The 21,372-nt window shown below is 70.9% G+C and carries 13 protein-coding genes and 1 pseudogene; 6 read left to right on the top strand and 8 right to left on the bottom strand.

The genetic code is table 11. The features are described 5' to 3' along the window. The 3 genes from ORI60_RS12765 to metH form a co-directional block, all read right to left on the bottom strand. The coding region (locus ORI60_RS12765) for a putative bifunctional diguanylate cyclase/phosphodiesterase (RefSeq protein ID WP_266037385.1) at positions 1-1,961 on the bottom strand (1,961 nt) is incomplete at its 3' end. Continuing rightward, positions 1,958-2,992 (bottom strand): sugar ABC transporter substrate-binding protein, encoded by a 1,035-nt coding sequence (locus ORI60_RS12760; protein ID WP_266037384.1) that lies wholly within the window; start codon positions 2,990-2,992, stop codon positions 1,958-1,960. The genes ORI60_RS12760 and ORI60_RS12765, both read right to left, overlap by 4 nt. 125 nt (positions 2,993-3,117) lie before the next feature. Next, entirely contained in the window at positions 3,118-6,690 is a 3,573-nt protein-coding gene (metH, locus tag ORI60_RS12755; RefSeq protein ID WP_266037383.1) for a methionine synthase, read from the bottom strand. Between the two features lie 157 nt (positions 6,691-6,847). On the opposite strand from metH, the gene ORI60_RS12750 reads away from it, so the two are divergent. From ORI60_RS12750 to ORI60_RS12740, 3 genes are all read left to right on the top strand, one after another. Then, on the top strand, positions 6,848-7,678 hold the full coding sequence (locus ORI60_RS12750; protein ID WP_266037382.1) for a patatin-like phospholipase family protein: 831 nt from the start codon (positions 6,848-6,850) through the stop codon (positions 7,676-7,678). Between the two features lie 126 nt (positions 7,679-7,804). Further along, positions 7,805-9,484 carry a glycosyl hydrolase family 8 gene (locus tag ORI60_RS12745; protein ID WP_266037381.1) on the top strand — a complete coding sequence of 560 codons (1,680 nt, stop codon included), beginning with the start codon at positions 7,805-7,807 and terminating at the stop codon, positions 9,482-9,484. Positions 9,485-9,641: 157 nt separating this feature from the next. After that, positions 9,642-11,324 (top strand): glycosyl hydrolase family 8, encoded by a 1,683-nt coding sequence (locus ORI60_RS12740; RefSeq protein ID WP_266037379.1) that lies wholly within the window; start codon positions 9,642-9,644, stop codon positions 11,322-11,324. A 55-nt stretch (positions 11,325-11,379) separates the two neighbouring features. Here the strand turns inward: ORI60_RS12740 and ORI60_RS12735 are convergent, their stop codons facing one another. Then, complete coding sequence (locus tag ORI60_RS12735; RefSeq protein ID WP_266037378.1) at positions 11,380-12,444, bottom strand: class I SAM-dependent methyltransferase; 1,065 nt, start codon at positions 12,442-12,444, stop codon at positions 11,380-11,382. A gap of 82 nt (positions 12,445-12,526) precedes the next feature. Here ORI60_RS12735 and ORI60_RS12730 point away from each other — a divergent pair, with 82 nt between their 5' ends. From ORI60_RS12730 to ORI60_RS12720, 3 genes and pseudogenes are all read left to right on the top strand, one after another. After that, positions 12,527-13,387 carry a DUF5829 family protein gene (locus tag ORI60_RS12730; protein ID WP_266037377.1) on the top strand — a complete coding sequence of 287 codons (861 nt, stop codon included), beginning with the start codon at positions 12,527-12,529 and terminating at the stop codon, positions 13,385-13,387. A gap of 41 nt (positions 13,388-13,428) precedes the next feature. After that, entirely contained in the window at positions 13,429-15,924 is a 2,496-nt protein-coding gene (locus tag ORI60_RS12725; protein ID WP_266037376.1) for a helix-turn-helix transcriptional regulator, read from the top strand. A 63-nt stretch (positions 15,925-15,987) separates the two neighbouring features. Next, positions 15,988-16,913 (top strand): annotated as a pseudogene (locus ORI60_RS12720) (alpha/beta fold hydrolase). Between the two features lie 6 nt (positions 16,914-16,919). Here the strand turns inward: ORI60_RS12720 and ORI60_RS12715 are convergent. The 4 genes from ORI60_RS12715 to ORI60_RS12700 all read right to left on the bottom strand — a co-directional run bounded on the left by ORI60_RS12715 (position 16,920) and on the right by ORI60_RS12700 (position 21,325). Further along, the gene (locus ORI60_RS12715) at positions 16,920-18,251 is read right to left on the bottom strand and encodes a M28 family peptidase (protein ID WP_266037375.1); all 1,332 of its coding nucleotides are present in this window, start codon (positions 18,249-18,251) and stop codon (positions 16,920-16,922) included. A gap of 54 nt (positions 18,252-18,305) precedes the next feature. Beyond that, positions 18,306-19,325, bottom strand: coding sequence for a YbaB/EbfC family nucleoid-associated protein (locus tag ORI60_RS12710; RefSeq protein ID WP_266037374.1), 1,020 nt, complete (start codon positions 19,323-19,325; stop codon positions 18,306-18,308). 129 nt (positions 19,326-19,454) lie between these two features. After that, the gene (locus ORI60_RS12705; protein WP_266037373.1) at positions 19,455-20,750 is read right to left on the bottom strand and encodes a PepSY-associated TM helix domain-containing protein; all 1,296 of its coding nucleotides are present in this window, start codon (positions 20,748-20,750) and stop codon (positions 19,455-19,457) included. A gap of 62 nt (positions 20,751-20,812) precedes the next feature. Continuing rightward, positions 20,813-21,325 (bottom strand): hypothetical protein, encoded by a 513-nt coding sequence (locus tag ORI60_RS12700; RefSeq protein ID WP_266037372.1) that lies wholly within the window; start codon positions 21,323-21,325, stop codon positions 20,813-20,815. Positions 21,326-21,372: the final 47 nt, after the last annotated feature.

Genomic DNA, 21,372 nt, shown 5'->3' with positions numbered 1-21,372 from the left:
GCCCCGCGGGCCCCCCCGCCCCCCCCCGGGCCCCCGCCCCCGGCGGCCCGCCCCGCCCGGTCGCCCAGCCAGGCCACGATCTCCTCGGCGGGCAACGGCTCGCTGAGGAAGTACCCCTGCACCACGTCGCACCCGGCCTCGGCCAGCGCCGTCCACGTGTCCTGGTCCTCGACACCCTCCGCGACGGCCTGCAGCCCGAAGTTCCGGGCCAGCGCCACCAGGGCGTGCACGATCGCGCTGTCGCCGGCGTCCGTGCACATGTGCGTCACGAACGACCGGTCGAGCTTCATCTCGTGCACCCGCATGCTGCGCAGGTACGAGATCGACGAGTAACCGGTGCCGAAGTCGTCGATGGACAGCCGCACGCCCAGTTCGGTCAGGCCGCGCAACACCTCCACCGCGCGGTCCGGGTCCGAGATGATCGCCGACTCGGTGATCTCCAGCGTCAGCAACCGGGCGGGCAGGCCGTGCCGCTTGATCAGATCGGCCACGTCACCGGGGAACTCGGTGTGGTGCAGGCAGGCCGCGCCCACGTTCACCGACACCGGCACCTCCCAGCCCGCGTCCGACCAGGAACGGCACTGGCGCAGCGCCGCGTCGATCACGTACCGGGTCAGCGGCTCGATGAGCCCGTTCTCCTCGGCGACCGGGATGAACTCGTCCGGGCGCACCAGGCCGCGCGTCGGGTGCTGCCAGCGGGCCAGAGCCTCCACCCCGCACACCGCGCCCGTGTCGGCCAGCGCCTTGGGCTGGTAGTGCAGGAACAGCTCACCGCGGTCGATCGCGTGCCGCAGCTCCGTCACCGCGGTCAGGTGCGCGGCGCCGCGTTCGTGCAGGCGGGCGTCGTAGACGGCGACGCCGGACTTCTCGCGCTTCGCCGCGTACATCGCTATGTCGGCGTGCCTCAGGAGTTCGTGGCCGTCACCCGAGTCCGCCGGGCACAGCGCCACGCCGACGCTGGCCGCTATCTCCAGCTCCAGGCCCTCCAGCGTGACCGGCATGGCCAAGGCCTGGAGGATCTTGTCCCCGACCATGCTCGCGTTGTCGGCCGAGCCGACACCGGGAAGCAGCACGGCGAACTCGTCGCCGCCCAGCCGTGCCACCAGGTCCGTGTCGCGCACCGCCCACGACAGGCGGTTCGCCACCTGGCGCAGCAGCAGGTCGCCGGTGTGGTGCCCGAGCGAGTCGTTGACCTCCTTGAACCTGTCGAGGTCCACGATCAGCAACGCCAGCGGCTCGTCCTTCTTGCGCGCCTTGTCGACGGCCTGTTCCATCCGCCGCGCGAGCAGCGTCCGGTTCGCGAGGCCGGTCAGGGCGTCGTGGTGGGCCTCGTGCTCGTTCTTCGCGGCCTGGCGCAGGATCATGCGGCGCTGCCAGAGCAGCACCATGCCGAACAACGCGACCAGGGCCGCGTCCAGCACGAACACCACGATCTGCGCGATCCGCAGCCGCGCGTTCTTCTCGTCGGCCGAACGCAGGTACTCGGTGGTGTCGAGGCGCTTGACGCCGATCGTCGAGGAGATCTGGCGCCGCAACGACGAGTGCGCGAGCCCCGCCTGGTCCGCCTGCGCCGGGTCGGTGCCGGCGACGACCGCCCGCAGCATGTCCGTGCTCTGGTCGTACAGCGGCAGCAGCTTCGTGGCCTCCGCCGCGTCGGACGGCATGCCGTTGGCGCGCAGCCACTCCAGCTCCGAGCGTGCGGAGCCTCTGGCGTTCTGCAGCGGCTCGCCGGTCGGCGGGGTCCGCGCGACCTGCAGGTCGCGCAACGCGTTGTCGGCGACGTTGATGTGCTCCAGCACGCGGGCCCACCGCTCGCTGGTCTCGTTGAGCTCCCGCACGTGCGCGGTCGTCGCCTGCGCGCTGATGCTGCTCCACAGCGCCAGTCCGGCGAGGACCAGCAGCCCGAACGTCAGCCCGACCGTCGCCACCCGTGCGGTGCCGCGGCCTTCCCAAAAGCTCACCGTGCCTGCTCCAACGGTCGCACCCAGCTCGCCGGATCCTCGACGAAGCTGTCGATCTGAGGCTGGAAGAACTCCCTGCGCGCCTTCTCGGACTCCTGCCGGTGCAGGACCTGGTCCAGGTTCGCGGTGGTCACCGTGAGCCCCGGCGTCTCGATCCAGCCCTCCGGCAGCACCGCACCGCGCTTGGCGTGCCGTGCGAGCAACCAGCCTGCCACAGCGCCCTTGAGGTAGTGCTCGGGAGAGATCGACGCCACCATCGCGCCGTCCCGCACCGCCTGCAACGTTCTCGGGTCGACCCCGAACCCGCCCACCAGCCACCTCGCCGACTTCTCGGTCTTCAACGCGGCGAGGTTGACGCCGTCGCAGTCGCCCGTACCAACGAACGCGAGGGCGTTCGGGTTCGCGGCCACGAGACGTTTCCACGTGTCCCGATTCGCGGCGTCGTCACGTTGCGTGTCGAACGGGCCCAGCACCACTACCCCCGGTAGCTTTTCGGCGAACCGCCCACGGATCCCCTCGGCCCGGTCGTCGAACCCGGCGAGGCCCGGAGCCGTGTTTCCCAGCACCACCGTCCCGGTCGCGTCCGGGGGCATTCGGCGCATCAACTCGTCAGCCAGCTTTTCGCCGAGTTCGTAGTTGTCGTTACCGATGTGGAGTTTCACCCCTGAGCTCGCGGTGAGCCGCGTGTCCACGCCGATGACCGCGACGCGTTGCCTCAACACCTCACCGATGGACGGCGCCATCAGTGACGGCTCCGACGTCGCCACGGCGATTCCGCCCCTCGCCGTCATCGACAAATCGCGGAACAACTCGACTTCCTTGTGCCCGTCCTGGCCGGGAGGACCGGTCACCGTCGCGCTGACCCCGCCGATGCGGCCGACACCCTCGTGAAAACCGCTCGTCATCTCCTGCGCGAAGGAACCACCGGTGCGTTTCACCACGAAACCCACGTGCGGCAACGCCTCGGACTGCGCCGCGGCACCGCAGGCCGCCAGCAGCACCAGACCCAGCGCCAGCGCCGCAGCTCGCATGGATGACCTCGGGCTCGCTCGACCTACGGTGTGAATGATCCAGAGCGGCCGATGCTACATCTACTGGTGCCAAACCGGGATGACGCGTGCCAATACCGGCAAGCGCTTTCACGTTCCGGAACCGATCACGCGGGGTCGTACCCGAGGTTCGGGCGCAGCCACTGCTCGACTTCCGCGAGCGGCTTGCCGTACCGCGCCGCGTAGTCCTGCACCTGGTCGCGGCCGAGCCTGCCGACCGTGAAGTACTTCGCCTCGGGGTGCTGGAAGATCAGGCCGCTCACACTCGCCGCCGGGTTCATCGCGAACGATTCAGTGAGCGAGACCCCGATTTCCTCCGCGCCCAGCAGGTCGAACAGCTCGCGCTTCACGGTGTGGTCGGGACAGGCCGGGTAGCCCAGCGCGGGCCGGATGCCGCGGAACTTCTCGGCGTGCAGTTCGGCCATCTCCGGCTGCGCGTCCGGCTCGAACCAGTCGCGCCGCGCCCGCAGGTGGATCCATTCGGCGAACGCCTCGGCGAGCCTGTCCGCCAGCGCCTTCACCATGATGGCGCGGTAGTCGTCGTTCTGGGCCTCGTACTTCGCGGCCAGCTTTCCGGCGCCCAGGATCGTCACCGCGAATCCGCCGATGTGGTCGCCCTCGGGCGCCACGTAGTCGGAGAGGCAGCGATTCGGGCGTGAAAGCGGCTTCTTCGTCTGCTGGCGCAGCATCGGGATCCGCACACCGTTGTCGAGCAGGATGTCGTCACCCTCCGAATGCGCGGGCCAGTAGCCGTACACGCCCTTCGCCTCGAACAATTCCCCGGCCACGATTTCGTCCAGCAACGCGATCGCGTCGTCGTAGAGTTCGCGGGCGACCGGCTGGTCGAGGATCGCGGGGAACTTGCCTTTGAGCTCCCAGGCGAGGAACAGGAAAGTCCAGTCGATGAACTCGCGCAGTTCGGCCAGGGACGGGCTCAGCACACGGGTGCCGGTGAATGCCGGGGTCGGCAATTCGGAGAAGTCGACCTCCTCCCGGTTCGCGCGCGCCTCGTCGAGCTTGAGCAACGGCACCGACTTGCGGTTCTCGTGCTGCTCGCGCAACCGGGCCTGCTCCGCGCGGTTCGCGATGTTCAGCTCGTGGGCGCGCCGGTCGTCCAGCAGGTCGGAGACGACGCCGACGACCCGTGACGCGTCGAGCACGTGCACGACCGGCTCGTCGTAGACGGGGGCGATCTTCACGGCGTTGTGCTGCTTCGAGGTCGTCGCGCCGCCGATCAGCAGGGGCAGCTTCATGCCGCGCCGCTGCATCTCCTCGGCGACCGAGACCATCTCGTCCAGCGACGGCGTGATCAGCCCGGACAGGCCGATGACGTCGGCGTGCTCCTTGATCGCCGTGTCGAGGATCTTCGCGGCCGGCACCATCACGCCGAGGTCGATCACCTCGTAGTTGTTGCAGCCCAGCACCACGCCGACGATGTTCTTGCCGATGTCGTGGACGTCGCCCTTGACCGTGGCCAGCACGACCTTGCCGTTGCCGCCGGCCGTGGCCTTCGGCTCGGCGTCCATGAACGGCTCCAGGTACGCGACCGCGCGCTTCATCACGCGGGCGCTCTTCACGACCTGGGGCAGGAACATCTTGCCCGCGCCGAACAGGTCGCCGACGACCTTCATGCCGTCCATCAGCGGGCCCTCGATGACGTCGAGCGGACGCGGCAGGGCCTGCCTGGCCTCCTCGGTGTCCTCCTCGATGAAGTCGACGACGCCGTGCAGGATCGCGTGCTCCAGGCGCTTGCCGACCGGGGCCTCGCGCCACGACAGGTCCACGACGCGCTTCTGGCCGGGGCCCTTGACGGTCTCGGCGTGCGTGACGAGGCGGTCCGTCGCGTCCTCGCGGCGGTTGAAGATGACGTCCTCGACCAGTTCCAGCAGTTCGGGCTGGATGTCCTGGTAGACGACGAGCTGACCGGCGTTCACGATGCCCATGTCCAGACCGGCCTTGACGGCGTGGAACAGGAACGCCGAGTGCATGGCCTCGCGGACGACGTCGTTGCCGCGGAAGGAGAACGACAGGTTCGAGATGCCGCCGCTGATGCGGACGCCAGGACAGCGCTCCTTGATCCGCGGCAGGGCGTCGATGAACGCCTTGGCGTAGCCGTTGTGCTCCTCGATGCCGGTCGCGACCGCGAGCACGTTCGGGTCGAAGATGATGTCCTCGGCCGGGAAGCCGGCCTGCTGCGTCAGCAGGTCGTAGGCGCGGGCGCAGATCTCGACCTTGCGGTCGGTCGTGTCGGCCTGGCCCTGCTCGTCGAAGGCCATCACGACGACACCGGCGCCGTAGTCGCGGATCGTGCGGGCCTGCCGCAGGAACGGCTCCTCGCCCTCCTTGAGGCTGATCGAGTTGACCACGCCCTTGCCCTGCACGCACCGCAGCCCGGCCTCCAGCACGGTCCACCGGGAGCTGTCGATCATCACCGGGATGCGGGCGATCTCCGGCTCGGTCGCGATGAGGTTGAGGAACGTCGTCATCGCCTGCTCGCCGTCGAGCAGGTCGGCGTCCATGTTGACGTCCAGCAGGTTGGCGCCGCCGCGCACCTGGTCGAGCGCCACGGCGAGCGCTGCCTGGTGGTCGTCGGCCTCGATCAGCCTGCGGAACTTGGCCGAGCCGGTGACGTTGGTGCGCTCGCCGATCATGACGAACCCGGTGTCGGGGCCGATCTCGAACGTCTCCAGGCCGCTGTAGCGGGTGGTGTGCCGGGGTTCGGCCACCTGGCGCGGCTCGGTGCCGCGCACGGCGTCGGCGATGGCCTTGACGTGCGCGGGGGAGGTGCCGCAGCAGCCGCCGACGACGTTGACGATGCCCTTGCCCGCGAAGTCCTTCAGCAGGGCTGCGGTCTCGTCCGGCGTCTGGTCGTACCCGCCGAACGCGTTGGGCAGGCCCGCGTTCGGGTGGCAGGCGACGTAGGTGTTCGCGAGTCGCGCCAGGTCGACGACGTGCGGGCGCATCTCCTCGGCGCCCAGCGAGCAGTTCACGCCGACGACGAGCGGCTCGGCGTGCGCGATCGAGTCCCAGAACGCCTCGACGGTCTGGCCCGACAGCGTGCGGCCGGACAGGTCGACGATCGTCACCGAGATCCACAGCGGCAGGTCGGGTGCCACCTCGCGGGCCGCGGCGATGGCGGCCTTGCAGTTCAGCGTGTCGAAGATCGTCTCGATCAGCAGCAGGTCGACGCCGCCCTCGCGCAGAGCCGAGATCTGCTCGGCGTAGGAGGCCTTGACCTGGTCGAAGGTGACGGCGCGGTACGCGGGGTCCTCGACCTTGGGCGACAGCGACAGGGTGACGTTGAGCGGCCCGACGGAACCCGCGACGAACCGGCCGCCGAACTCGTCCGCGGCCTGCCGGGCGAGTCGCGCGCCCGCGATGTTCATGTCGCGGACGCGGTCCTCCAGCCCGTAGTCGGCCTGGCCGATCGAGGTGGCGGTGAACGTGTTGGTGGTCGTGATGTCCGCGCCCGCCGCGAGGTACTGCCGGTGCACGTCGAGCACCAGGTCCGGGCGGGTCAGGTTGAGCAGGTCCGGGTCACCCGCGACGTCGGGCTGGTGGTCGCCGAACTCGGTGCCGTAGTAGTCGGCGGGGGACAGCCCGGCCTGCTGGAACATCGTGCCCCACGCGCCGTCGAGCACGGCGATGCGCGAGTTCAACAGAGACCTGAGACCAGTCACGCGCGCTCCCGAGAAGTCGGAAGCGCCCTTGTTCGTGGTGGTGCGAGGCCGAGCGTGGCAGGCGCGAGACCTGTTGCAGCGCTTCTCGGCTTCGCCGGCAAGGTTACCAACCGCGACCATGGACCAGGAACTCGTCCCACTCCATAGGATGGCCGCTGTGACTGGAGAACGCGCGTTGGTGCTGGGCGGCGGTGGTGTCACCGGAATCGCCTGGGAGACCGGGATTCTGCACGGACTGGCGGAACAGGGCGTGGACCTGACCGACGCCGACCTGTTCGTCGGGACGTCCGCGGGATCCGTGGTGGCGGCGGAGCTGGCGGGAGGTGCCGTGCTCGCCGATCTCTACGCGAGCCAGCTGGCGCCGCCGGACGGGGAGATCCCGGCCCGTCTCACTTCGTGGATGGTGGTCAGGTACGCGCTTTCCTACGTGATGCCGGGGACTCCGGCGCAGAAGCGCGCCCGTCTCGGACGTGCCGCGCTGAAGGCCCGCACGCCGTCGGAGGAGTCCCGGCTCGCGGTGTTCGGCTCGCGACTGTCCACGAAGGACTGGCCGGAGCGCCCGCTCAAGGTCACCGCCGTCGACACCGCCGACGGGAGGTTCGTGGCGTTCGACCGGGACAGCGGGGTGCCGCTCGTCGAGGCTGTCGCGTCGAGCTGCGCGGTGCCGCTGGTGTGGCCGCCGGTCAGCATCAACGGCAGCCGCTACATGGACGGCGGCATGCGGTCCGTGGCGAACGCCGACCTCGCCGCCGGGTACTCGCGGGTGGTGGTCGTCGCGCCGCTGACGAGGTCGGCCAGTCCGGCGGCGACGCCCGGTGCGCAGGCCGCGAAGCTCGGGGTGCCGTCGATCGTGATCAGCCCGGACCGCGCCGCCCTGGCCGCGATCGGCAGGAACCTGCTGGACCCGGCCCGCCGCAAACCCGCGGCGGAGGCGGGGTACGCGCAGGCCGTCTCCATGGCGGACGCCGTGCGGAAGGTCTGGGCGTAGTCCTCCGCAACCGGTTCCGGTCCAGATGACTGGTCCGCACCTCTTGTCCAACGTTGACCGGCCCGCCTATGGTCGCCGCGACCGCCCTTTTAGGCAGGTTTGTTAACCATTGGTTTGGAGGTGGTTGTGGACAGACGATCGGCGTTGGCGGCGGTGAGCGCGGCCGGACTCGTGATCGGTCTCCTGGTGGCGGGGACGACCAGTGCGACGGCCGCGGACCCGCTGGTGTCGCAGGGCAAGGCGGTCGCGGCGTCCTCCGTCGAGGGTGCCGGGCTGGAGGCGGCGAAGGCCGTGGACGGCAGCACGGCGAGCCGGTGGGCCTCCGCGGAGGGCAGTGACTCCGAGTGGCTCCGGGTCGACCTCGGCTCGGCCCACGCGGTCAGCCGGGTGAGGCTGAACTGGGAGGCCGCGTACGCCAGGGGCTACCGCGTGCAGACCTCCCCGGACGGCTCGGCCTGGACGGACGTGTTCTCGACCGCCGCCGGTGACGGTGGTGTCGACGACTTGACGGTGTCCGGCTCCGGGCGGTACGTGCGGGTGCTCGGCACGGCCCGCGGCACGCAGTGGGGCTATTCGCTGTGGGAGCTCGAGGTCTACGGCGTGGCCGGCGGCGCCCCGCCGACGACCACCACGACGACCACCCCGCCCTCGAACGGCCTCGGCTACGCGTTCGGCAGCAGGAAGACCCCCTACGCGGCGGGCATCCTGCGCCCGTCCGGCGCGACGTCCACGCTGGACGCCGCGGTGGTGGACTACTACCAGCGCTGGAAGGCCGCGTTCGTGCGGCAGAACTGCGGCAACGGCTGGTACCAGGTGATCTCGCCGGACGCGGACCACCCGTACGTCGCCGAGGCGCAGGGCTACGGCATGGTGATCACCGCGCAGATGGCGGGCGCGGACCCGGACGCGAGGAAGATCTTCGACGGCCTGGTGAAGTGGAAGATCGACCACCCGTCCTCGATCAACCGCGATCTCCTCGCGGCCGAGCAGGACGTGAACTGCCGCAGCGTCAACGGCGGTGACGGTGCCACGGACGGCGACATGGACGTGGCCTACGGGCTGCTGCTGGCCGACCGGCAGTGGGGCAGCATCGGCACGTACGACTACCGGCAGCTCGCGATCCGGCACATCAACGCGATCAAGGCCAGCGAGGTCAACCCGTCGACGAACCTGCTCAAGCTGGGCGACTGGTCCAGCGCGGGCGACCAGTACTACTACCTCTCGCGGTCGTCGGACTGGATGGTGGACCACTTCCGGGCGTTCCGGAAGGCGACGGGTGACGGGGCGTGGGACACGATCCGCGCCGCGCACCAGAACCTGATCGGGCAGCTGCAGCAGAACTACGCGCCGAACACCGGTCTGCTGCCGGACTTCGTGGAGAACACGAACTCCTCCCCGCGCCCGCCGGCCGGGCAGGTGCTGGAGAGCGTGAACGACGGCAAGTACTACTGGAACGCCTGCCGCGTGCCGTGGCGCATCGGCGCGGACGCGGTGACCAGCGGTGACTCCCAGTCGCTCGCGGCGTCGCGCAAGCTCAACACGTGGGTGAGGTCCAAGGCGGGCGGCAACCCCGCCGGCATCGCGATCGGCTACCAGCTCAACGGCACGCAGATCTCCGGTGGCAGCGCCGCCGCGTTCTTCGCGCCGTTCGCGGTGGTGGCGGCGACCGATCCGGGCAGCCAGGCGTGGCTGGACGCGCTGTGGAACAGGATGCTGCAGACACCGGTCGACGGCGGCAGCTACTTCTCCGCGAGCATCCAGCTCCAGGTGATGATCACGGTCACGGGCAACCACTGGGTTCCCTGACCACCCGCGCTGCCCCGGAAGTCGCTCCAGACCTCCGGGGCAGCGCGCTGTCCGAACGCGCACAAATGGTCCGTACCTCTTGTGACCTGCGCGGACACCTGCCTACGGTCCTCCAGCTCGCATTGACAGCTTTGTTAACTAATTGCTGGAGGCGGCCGTGAACGGCAGAACGACGGCATTGGGGGCGGCCGGGCTCGTGCTCGGTCTGCTCGTGGCGGGGACGACCATCGCGTCGGCGGCGGATCCACTGGTCTCCCGGGGCAAGGCCGTGACGGCTTCCTCCGTCGAGGCGTCCGGCTTCGAGGCGGGCAAGGCGGTCGACGGCAGCACCTCGACCCGCTGGGCGTCCCTGGAGGGGCACGACCCGGAGTGGCTGCGCGTCGACCTCGGCTCGCCGCACGCGATCAGCCGGGTGAGGCTGAACTGGGAGACCGCGTACGCGAAGTCGTACCGCGTGCAGACCTCCTCCGACGGCTCCGCTTGGACCGACGTGTACTCGACCAGCACCGGTGACGGCGGGGTCGACGACCTGACCTTGTCCGGTTCCGGCCGGTACGTCCGGGTCTACGGCACCGCTCGCGGCACGACCTACGGCTACTCGTTGTGGGAGCTCGAGGTCTACGGCGTCGGCACTGCGCCGACGACCACCACCCCGCCCACCACGACGACTCCGCCGCCGACCGGCCTCGGCTACCCGTTCGGCAGCAGGCAGACCCCGTACGCGGCGGGCATCCTGCGGCCGTCGGGCGCGACGTCCACCTTGGACGCCGCCATCGTCGAGTACTACAAGAAGTGGAAGGCCGCGTTCGTCAGGCAGAACTGCGGCAACGGCTGGTACGAGATCATCTCGCCGGACGCCGACCACCCGTACGTCGCCGAGGCGCAGGGCTACGGCATGGTGATCACCGCCCAGATGGCGGGCGCGGACCCGGACGCGAAGAAGATCTTCGACGGCCTGCTGAAGTACAAGCTCGCCCACCCGTCGGTCAACAACCCCGACCTGCTGGCCGCCGAGCAGGACACGTCGTGCCGGAGCGTCAACGGCAGCGACAGCGCGACCGACGGCGACATGGACACCGCCTACGGCCTGCTGCTGGCCGACCGGCAGTGGGGCAGCACCGGCACGTACGACTACCGGCAGCTCGCGGTCAGGAACATCAACGCGATCAAGAAGAGCCTGGTCAACCCGAACACGAACCTGCTGCTGATGGGCGACTGGTCGACCTCCGGCAACAGCAGGCAGTACTACGGGTCGCGGTCCTCCGACTGGATGTCCGACCACTTCCGCGCGTTCCGCAAGGCGACCGGCGACCCGGCGTGGGACACGATCCGCACCAAGCACCAGGACCTGATCGCCACGCTGCAGTCGAAGTACGCGTCGAGCACCGGCCTGCTGCCGGACTTCGTGCAGGACACCAACTCCACGGTGAAGCCCGCGGTCGGCGAGATGCTCGAACGGGCCGACACCGACGGCAAGTACTGGTACAACGCGTGCCGCGACCCGTGGCGCATCGGCGCGGACGCCGCGCTGACCGGCGACGGCAAGTCGCTGGCGGCGGCGCGCAGGATGAACTCGTGGATCAGGAGCAAGACCGGAGGCGACCCGAACAGGATCGCCATCGGCTACACGCTCGGCGGTACCCAGATCGAGAGCGGCGGCGACGCGGCGTTCTTCGCCCCGTTCGCGGTCGCGGCCACGACGGACGCGGGCAGCCAGGCGTGGCTGGACGCGTTGTGGAACAAGATGCTGAGCACTCCGGTCGACACGAACACGTACTTCGGTGCGAGCATCCAGCTCCAGGTGATGATCACGGTGTCCGGCAACCACTGGATCCCGTGACCTCCTCCGCCCTGCCGCCGGCCTGAGTCCGGCGGCAGGGCGGTTCCGCCACGGCCTAGTACAGGGCGCGCAGGAAGGCCGGACCGCCCTCCTCGGCGTTCAGTCCTTTCTCGACGAACGCGATGTTGTGGTGGAACGAGATCCCGCTGATGTTGCGCTCGAGGTAGGAGCCCGCGCCGCGCGGATCCCGCACCTCTGCCTGGTTCAGTCCATCCACAAAGGACTTGAGCATCCCCATCGACGTGCTCGCGGTCGCCTCGGGATGGCCGCCCCAGCCCGGCCAGTACGCGGTCTGCAGGTCCTCCACGACGTAGAGCCCGCCGGCGCGCACGTGCGGGAACAGCGCGTGGAACGAGATCCGCACGTGCTCGTTGAGGTGGCTGCCGTCGTCGATGACCACGTCGAACGGTCCGAGCTCGCGGCCCAGCCGGTCGAGGAACCCGGCGTCGGACTGGTCGCCCAGCACGGTCATGATCCGCGGGCCGGTGACGTTCTTGCGCGCGATGTCGAGACCGTGCACGAGGCCGCGCCGGAAGTACCGCTGCCACATCCGCAGCGAGCCGCCACCGCTGTCCGGGTCGTCGTAGCCGCCGATGCCGATCTCCAGCACCCGCACGGGCTCGTCGCGGAAGCGGGCGAAGTGGCGTTCGTAGTGCTGCGTGTACCAGTGCAGGTCGCCCCACTTGTCCGAGCCGTGCTCCACGGCCAGCTCGCCCAGGTCCCGGTGGCCGGGCCTGAGCGCGGACAGGAGATCCTGGACGGACTGCGCGATGCCCTTGCGGTCCTGGAACCACCCGGCGATCCCGCGTTCGTCGAGATCGCGGCCCGGCGTGGCGACGGCGAGGCTCGGCCAGGGGCGGGTGTCGGTGCCGTAGAGGCCCCGCACGGCGTCGGCCAGGTCGAGTGCGACCACCACTTCGGCGTCCGTGCGCAGGTGGGTGGTGGTGCGGCCGTCGAAGCCCAGGTCCAGGCGCACGTCGTGCTCGCCGATCTCGCGCAGGACCTCCGCGGCGACGGCGTCGGGCGTGAGCCCGCGGATCGTGTCGTCGAGCAGGTCGCGGCCGGCGGTGGCGGCCTGCAGCAGCGGGGCCAGAACCGTCCACCTGGTGGTGTCGAACACGAGGATCCCTTCGGATGGCTTGAGTCCGGCTTGAGCGTGTCCGTCCTACGATCGAATCATGGTGCTCCGACGGGTGTCGTGCATGATCTTGGCCGTGGTTCTGGTGGTGTCGGGCGCGGGACCGGCGCAAGCGGGAGAGCGGCAGTTGTTGTACTACAACCACGCATGGGGAACGCTTGACCGGGCCTCCGCGGACGCGGTCGAGCACTCGCGCTACCTCAGGGAGTTCGCGGACTTCGAGGTGCGCACGACGACCGGAGCGGACGGCAAGGTCTGGACGGGGCGTTACCTGCGCGGCCGCGAGACCTACCTGGAGATCTTCGGGCCGGGCGATGTGCCGGGCAAGGACGGCGAACCCGGCTCCGCCGCTCTCGGGCTCTCGACCGAACGCGACGGTGACATCGAGAAGCTCGGGGTCCGGCTGCGCGCGGCGGGGCAGAAGCCGATCGAGTTCCTGCAGACCCGCGACTTCGGCGACGGCAAGCCCGTGCCGTGGTTCGACTCGCTGTTCGTGGTCGAGAAGTACGAGAAGTTCGGTGCCTGGGCCATGGAGTACCGCGACGAGTACATGAACGACCCGCGCAGCAAGGTGGGGCCCGCGCGGTTCCCCGGCGACGTCACGCGGGAGCGCTACCTGCCCGACGCGTACGAGAACAGGGTGATGCGCGACATCACGTTCGTCCGCCTCGCGGTCACCAGGGCCGACCTGGCGGCCACCGTGCCGCTGCTGCGGGCGGGCGGGTTCTCGCTGTGGACCGAACCCGGCGCGGTCGTCGCCACGCGGGGCGGCACGACGATGCGGTTCGACGAGGTGCGGCCGGGACGGACCGGGCTCAAGCGCGTCGAGTTCGAGCTGAACCGCGCGGCCGCGCCGCACGTCGAGAAGCTGGGCACGTCCACGCTGGTGGTGGGTCCGGGCAAGCGCGCGGTCTGGACTTTCTGACACCCTGGTCCGGACGGATCGACGAACGGGGTGTCGGGCTGGTGTCGCTGGTCGGGCGGGATCGGGAACGGGAGAGGCTGGCCGCGCTGGCGGACTCCGGCGGGTCGCTGCTGGTCGTCGGTGAGCCCGGCGTGGGCAAGTCGGCGTTGCTCGCCTCGCTCGACGGTCACGTGGTCGTGGGTGTCGAGGCCGAGCAGGACCTGCCCTACGCCGGACTGCACCAGGTGCTGCACCCGTTCCTCGACCTGTCCACTTTGCCCGGTGCACGGCGCGGGGCGCTGGAAGTCGTCTTCGGACTGTCCGAGGGCCCGGCGCCGGCCGTGCACCTCGTCGGACTCGCCGCGCTGGACGTGCTGGGCGCGGCGCGGTCCGTCGTGCTGGTCGACGACGCGCACTGGCTGGACCGGGCGAGCCAGGACGTGCTCGGGTTCGTGGCCCGCCGCCTGACCGGCACCGCCCTGGTCGTGGCCGCCCGGACCCCGGTGTTCGCGGGCGTGCCCACGCTGGTCCTGGAACCGCTGGCCGGCGCGGAGGCCGCCGCGGTCCTGGACGCCGTCGCGCCCGGCCTGGACGCCGGCCGCCGCTCGCGGGTGCTCGCGCGGGCGGCCGGGAACCCGCTGGCGCTCACCGAACTGCCGTTCGGCGGCGACTCCCTGGAGGAGACGTTCGCCGCGCGTGCCTCGGCGTTGCCCGCCGAGGTCCGGTCGGCGTTGCTCGTGCTGGCCCTCGGCGGTGCGTGCGACACGGACCTGACACCCGCGGTCGAGGCCAGACTGGTCGACTCCGGCGGTGCGTTCCGGCATCCGTTGATCAGGTCCGCGGTCGTCCGCGCGGCCGACGCCTCGGAGCTCCGCGACACCCACCGCCGTCTCGCCTTCGCGACCGGCGAGCCGGACCGGCGCGCGTGGCACCTGGCCGGCGCGACGACCGGTCCCGACGAGAACGTGGCCTGCCTGCTGGAGAAGACGGCGGACCGGGCGCTCCGGCGCGGTGGCGCCGCGGCCGCGGTGAGCGCGCTGGAACGGGCCGCGGAGCTGGGCGACGGCGGCGAGCGGGCCCGGCGGTTGTTGCGGGCGGCCGAGCTCGCGGCGGAGGCGGGGCGGCGTGACGACGTGGAGCGGATCCTGCTGGACGTGCGCGGTTTGGACCTCACCGCAGGGGAGCGCGCGCTCGTGACGTGGTTGCCCACGGCGTTCGACGACGGGGTGAGGGAGGGCGTGGCGGGGCCCGGCGAACTGGTCGGGCTGGCCGAGTCCGTGGTGGCGGGCGGTGACGTCGACCTGGGCATGCGGATCTTCTGGAGCGTCGCGATGCGGTGCTTCTGGGTCGAGCCGGGCGCCGCGGTCCGGGACCGGATCGCCGCCGTCGCGCGCCGGCTGCCGATCGACCCCGGCGATCCGCGCATGCTGGCGATGACCGCGTACGTGTGCCCGGTGCAGCAGGGCGACGCGGTGGTGGCCGGGCTGCGCGGCGGTGCCGTGACCGACGACCCCGCCACCCTCCGCCTGCTCGGCAGCGCCGCCCTCCAGGTCGGCGCGTTCGCCGACTCCGTGCGCTTCTCCCTTGCCGCGCAACCGGGTTTCCGGGCACAGGGCCAGTTCGGGCTCCTCGCCCGCGCCTTGGCCGTCGAAGCGTGGAGCCGCACCCGCCTGGGCGACATCGCCGCCGCGGAACCGGTGGCCCGGGAAGCCGCCCGCCTCGCCGAGGAGACCGGCCAGCCGTACATGCGCGGCCTGGCCGCCGCCGTCCAGGCCGAGATCGCCGCCCTGCGCGGTGCGCACGAACGCTCCGCCGAACTGGCCGCCGAAGCCGAACGCATCGGTCTGGCGGCGGGCGCACGCCCGGTCCTGGCCACCGTCCAGCTGGCCAGAAGCCTTGCCGCGCTGGGAGAGGGCCGCTACGCCGACGCGTTCGCCGCCGTCCGCCGCGTGCACGACCCGGCCGACCCCGCCCACCAACTGGCCCTGCGCCGGTACGTGCTGCCCGAGCTGGTCGAGTCCGCGACCCGCAGCGGCAACGTCGACGAGGCCCGCAAGCTCGTCGAGGAACTCGACACCACCACCCGCTCGCCCGCCCTGGCGTCCGGCCTGAGGTACGCGCGCGCCCTCCTGGCAGCGGATGACGAGGCCGAAGCGCTGTTCGAGGCGGCACTCGACGCCGACTGCTCGCCGTGGGACCGGGCGCGCGTGCAGCTGGCGTTCGGCGCGTGGCTGCGCAGACAGCGCCGTGCGGCGAAGGCCCGCCCGCACCTGAAGGCGGCCGCGGAGGCGTTCGAGGCGTTCGGCACCAGGGACTGGGCGGAACGGGCGCGCGAGGAGCTGCGGGCGTCGGGCGAGTCGCGGGGTGGCAACGGCGAGCTGACCGAGCACGAGCTGACCATCGCGCGGATGGCGGCGGACGGGCTGACCAACAAGGAGATCGGGGAGCGGCTGCACCTGTCGCACCGGACGGTCAGCACCCACCTGCACCGGATCTTCCCCAAGCTCGGGGTCACGGCGAGGGCCGAGCTGCGGGAGGCGCTGGCCGACTCCGGATGACGTACTCCCGCACCGTCACCTGACGCTCGCGAGCCGCCACGCCCGCCTCCTACCGTCGACGCCATGATCAGCAGGCGACAGTTCTCGCAGGCACTGGCCGTGGCCGGTCTCGCGGCACCCCTCGTCACCGCGACCGCCCACGCCTCGCAGCCGTCCTGGGGCCCGGTCAAGCAGGTCAGGGCCGGTCTGCTCGACGTCGGCTACGCGGAGGTGGGCCCGGCGGACGGCCCGGTCACGATCCTGCTGCACGGCTGGCCGTACGACATCCACAGCTTCGTCGACGTGGCACCGGCGTTGGCGGCACAAGGGCAGCGCGTCCTCATCCCGTACCTCAGGGGCTACGGGCCCACGCGGTTCCTGCACGCGCGCACGAAGCGCAACGGCCAGCAGTCGGCGCTGGCGAGTGACGTCATCGCGTTCATGGACGCCCTGAAGATCCGCAGGGCGACCATCGCCGGGTTCGACTGGGGTGCGCGGACGGCGTGCGTCACCGCGGCGCTCTGGCCGGAACGCGTCAAGGCGCTCGTGTCGGTCAGCGGCTACCTGATCGTCAACCTGGAGCAGAACCAGGAGCCGCTGTCCCCGCAGGCCGAGCTCGGCTGGTGGTACCAGTACTACTTCGCGACGGACCGCGGCGTGAAGGGCTACGAGCAGAACTCCTACGAGTTCAACAAGCTCATCTGGAAGCTGGCGTCGCCCCGGTGGAACTTCGACGAGGCCACCTACGCCCAGAGCGCCACGGCGTGGAAGAACCCCGACCACGTCGCGATCGTCATCCACAACTACCGCAGGCCAGGCCGGTGATCGAGGTGCCCGCGATCACCATCGCGAGCGACTTCGACGGCCCCAACAAGGACGGCACGGCGTACCGCAAGCAGTTCAGCGGCCGCTACGAGCACCGCGTCCTCGACGGCATCGGGCACAACGTGCCGCAGGAAGCCCCGCAGGCGTTCACCAAGGCGGTCCTCGACATCAGCTCCGGGACGTGAGCCGACCTACTTCTGAGCAGCGAGCCGGTACGCCGCCGCCCCGATCAGCTCCAGCGACACCTGCAGCCGTTCCAGGCTGATGTTGTCGCGGATCGTGTCCTCCGGGGTGTGGTAGATCGGCTCCAGCTGCGCCGGCCCGCCCTCGCCGCGCCAGCTGAAGTTCGCCGACGCCATGCCCTTCTCGTGGAACGGCACGTGGTCGCTCGACCCGCGCGCCACTGGTCCGTGCACCCTCGGGTCGTAGCCGAGCCTCTGTGCCGCGGCGCGGACTCCGGCCGTCGTGGCGTTGTCGGCGCCGTCCACCGACAGCAGCCAGTACGCGGTGGCCGGGTCGTGGCTGGTGGCGACCATGTCGTTCTGGAAGACGCCCTTGATCCGCGCGATCTCCTCGGGCGGGAGCTGGGAGACGTAGTGCCGCGACCCGAGCAGGCCCTGCTCCTCCGAACCCCACAGCGCGAACCGCAGCGCCTTGTGCGTGGGCAGGTACCGCAGCACGCGGGCCAGTTCGAGGCAGAGGACCGTGCCGCTGCCGTCGTCGTTCGCGCCCGGTGAGCCCGGCACGCTGTCGTAGTGCGCGGTGACCATGACGACCCCGTTGTCACGCCACGGGAACGTCGCCGGCCGGTCCGCGATCACGTTGTAGGACGTGAGGTTCGGGTGGTGGACGGTGCTGATCGTCAGCTCGCCCGAGCCCTGCGCGCGCAGCTTCTCGGTGTGCACCTGGGCGAGGCCGATGACCGGCACGGTGACGTTGCGGTCGAGTGCGGGGGAGAAGGCGCTCGACTTGTTCGCCGTCGCGGAGATCCGGCCGAGGACCACCGCCACCGCGCCGCGTTCGATCGCCGCGTGCGTCGGCGCGGAGCCGGCGGGGGCGTTGACGTAGAACGCGATCTTGCCGGTGAGATCGGGCAGCGCGCCGTCGGTCACCTCGACGAACGGTGCCTTGACGGTGACGCCGAGGGAGCCGAAGCGCGACGCGCCGGCCTGCCACCCGCCGTTGACGTCGGCGAGGTACTTGTCCGGCACGGTGAACGGCTGCGTCGTCACCTGGTACCGCAGCGCCTTGAGCTCGCGGACGAGGTAGTCGCGCGCCCGGTGCTCCGACGCGGTGCCGCCGATGCGCGGCCCGATCTCGTCGCTCAGGACCTCGAGGTGCTCGAGCGCGCGGCGAGCACGGACCCTTGCCACGACGGGGAAGTCGCCGAGGTCGAGGTCCGGCAGGTGCGAGGCGCCCGGCCGCTGCTCGTTGGCCGCGAGCGCGCTCGCGGGATTGGCCACGACAGCGGCCACGCCGGCCGCCGCTGCGAAGAAGTCACGTCTGCGCAAGTCGTCCCCCATCTCCCGAAGTTGTCCGGGCGAACGTAGGCAGGACGACATCTCCTGGACAACCGACTAGTGGCTGGCTTTCACCAGCTGGCCATCCGCGTGGTCGAGCACCAGGTCCTGGACCTGCCTGCGCGCGTCCGCACGCGCCTTCTGCACGCACGCCATCAGCTGTGCCGCGAGCACCTCAGGTTCGAGTTCGCGCACGGCAGGGCTCAGCGTGATGCCCGTCGTGAGACCGTTCGAGTCGACCGTCACGCTGATGCCGCCGCGGGTGGCCTCTCCGCTGACGGCCGCGAGCAGCCCGACCAGGTCGAGGTAGCGGCGCTGCTCCCGTTCCGCGGCCGCGTCGCGGAGCTCCTCCCACCAGGTGATCCGGCGGAGCAGCAACGCCTGCGCGGTGGCCGGATCCGCCACGGGCACCGTCCACGAGCCGGACGCGGTGTGCAGCTTGATCGAGTGCGCCTGCGCCGTCACGCGGAGGATCCGGGCGAAGGAGAGCCCGGCGTCGACCCGCGCACCCGTGCGGGTGGTCCAGTCGACACGATCTGTGCCGATCACCACCCGCGCGCCGCTGCTGTCGAGCACGAGCGGGAACGCCGTCGACCCGAGTTCGAGGACGGGGGCCGAGAGCAGTGAGCGGTGGGCCATCCGGGCGAGCGCGCTGGCGGAACCGGCGCCGAGCACCCCGGCCGCGCACAGCGCCTTCACCGCGAGTGCCGCGCCGGGGCTGAGCCGCAGCGCGATGCCCGAGCCCGGCAGGACGCCGAGCACGAGCTGCGCGCCCGTCATCAGGGTGGTGGCGGGCAGCCACGAGTGCGGATCGCTCAAACCGTTGCGCCGCAACCAGGTCAGCAACGCCCACGCGCACGCCGCCGCGGCGACGGCCGGAATCGCCGACCACCACGGCATGATGCGCTGCCCGGCCGACGTCATCCCGGCCAGCACGACGCACACGATGCCGATGGCGACGGGCAGGACACCGGCCGAGAGCAGCAGCAATGTCCTGGTGCGCCGCCATCGGGCGGCGAGCGCGTGGACGACCTGGGGATCGTTGATCAGAGGGATGGCGTGGGGGATCAGCGTCATGTGGGCGCCCCTCGTCAGCTCGCCGCCGCCACCTGGTGTGACGGGCGGGCCGACCAGACTTCCCGGCTCACCTGGGCATTAATATGCCGTAAATGTCCAGATCAGGCAAGCCTCGTCCACAGTGGACGGTCAGGACGCCGCTGGTTTCACCCGCCTGCCGAGCAGCACGTCGACCGCCAGGAAGATCAGCAGGCTGATCCCGAGCAGCGGCACGAACCACCCCACGAGCAGCGCGCCGAGACCGAGCGCGATCAGGGCTCCGCGCGGGGCCTTGCGCCACTGTCCTCGCGGGGTCGGGCGGCCGAATCCGCTCGTGGGCCTGCGCTTCCACCACATGCGGTAACCGAGCACGACCGAGGCGACCAGACCACCGCCGATGAGCAACAGCAGCAGCTGGTTGGGCCAGCCGAAGAGCACACCCATGTGCGCGTCGATGCCCCACCTGGTCAGCTTCGCGCCCAGCGGGAAGTCGGCGAACTTCAGCGCGCTGACCACCTCGTTGCCGTGGACCGCGACGGAGTCGTTCTGGGTGGGCAGGCCCTTCTCGATCTCGGCCACCTTCCAGGCGCCGCCGGGGGTGGCGGGCAGGCCGATCTCGACCGCCTTCGCGTCGATGCCGGCCTGCTTCGCGGCGCGGAACACGGTGTCGATCTCGCCGTGACCACCGGCGGACGAGGTGCTCGAACCGTGGTCGCCGTGGCTCTCGCCGGCTCCGGGCATCTTCAGCGCCGGCGTGGACCAGCCGACCGCTGTGCGCAGCATGGCGACGTTCTCGCCCGCGTAGGCCGACCACGTGAGGCCGGTGGCGGACAGGAACAACGCTCCGGCGAGGACCCACACGCCGATCAGCCCGTGCGTCCGGATGCGCTTGCTGTTGCGCGCCCGGGAGATCCACAGGACCAGGCCGCCCAGGGCGACGACCCACAGCCAGGAGGCGGCGAGCTCGCTGTAGAGGCGGCCGGGTTCGCCGAGCATCAGGTTGCGGTGCAACTGGTCCAGTGTGGTGCGCAGCGGCAGTACACCGCTCGACCCGTAGACCACGAGATCACCGGTGACGCGGCCGGTGCCGGGGTCGACGAAGACCGCTCGTCGTTCGGACTCGCCCAGGCCGTTCTCGGAGAACAGGACGCGGGTGGTGGCACCGGGTTCGGGGGCGGGCCGGACCGCGACGAGCGAGCCCTGCGGTGAGGTCGCGAGCGCGGCGTCGACCTGCTGGGACAGCGGAAGTTGTTGTGCGGTCGCGGGAACGCGGAGCTGGTCGGAGTAGACCCAGGACTCCAGTTGTGGTGTCAGGGCGTAGAGCACGCCGGTCAGCGAGGCGATCAGGACGAACGGGCCGACGAGCACGCCGGCGTAGAAGTGCAGGCGCAGGAAGAGTCCCCGCCACGCGAAAGACGTGCGTGGCGGAACGGCTGTGGTGGTCATGGTGCTCCCAATGGGCGTGAACAGGGGCAGGACCGCTCGATGAGCGGCCCTGTGAAGGGGGTTCAGACCTGTTCAGCCGGGGGACCGCGCCACGACAGCACGTCCAGGAGGACGATCGTGGTCGGCGCGAGCGAAGGCGTCGCGACGACCAGGGGTGCGGTGGCGGGGAGGACGCCGAGCCTGCGGGGGAGTGCGGCCGTGACCGCGCGGGCGAGCGCGAGGACTGACCGTTCCGCGACGGTGAGCACGACGACGGTCAGTGCCGTGGCCACGACGTGCGAGGTGATCATGCTCGCCGGGTCGGCTTCGTGCGCGTGCCGGAACGCCGCGAGCGACACGAGGACGTGCATCGCGAGCTGTCCGCCGCCGATCAGCAGGAGCAGCTTCCGCCACGTCAGCTCGTGCCGGGCGAACCCGGCCGTCGCCCACGTGAGCAGCGCGACCAGCGAGAAGACGAGCCCGGCGTCGGGCAGGTGGCCGTCCGCGCTGGAGTGCGCGAGAACCGCGAGCGTCCCGTTGACGACGCCGACGGCCGCACAGCGCGCACGGCGCAGCGGAGCAGTCGGCAGGGTCACGACCAGCAGCTTAGCGGCCGAATCGGGAGAAACCACCCTACGGATGT

It is taken from the genome of Lentzea sp. NEAU-D7 (assembly GCF_026242055.1).
In the GTDB taxonomy this organism is placed as follows: domain Bacteria; phylum Actinomycetota; class Actinomycetes; order Mycobacteriales; family Pseudonocardiaceae; genus Lentzea.
This window is presented reverse-complemented; position numbering and strand designations above follow the sequence as displayed.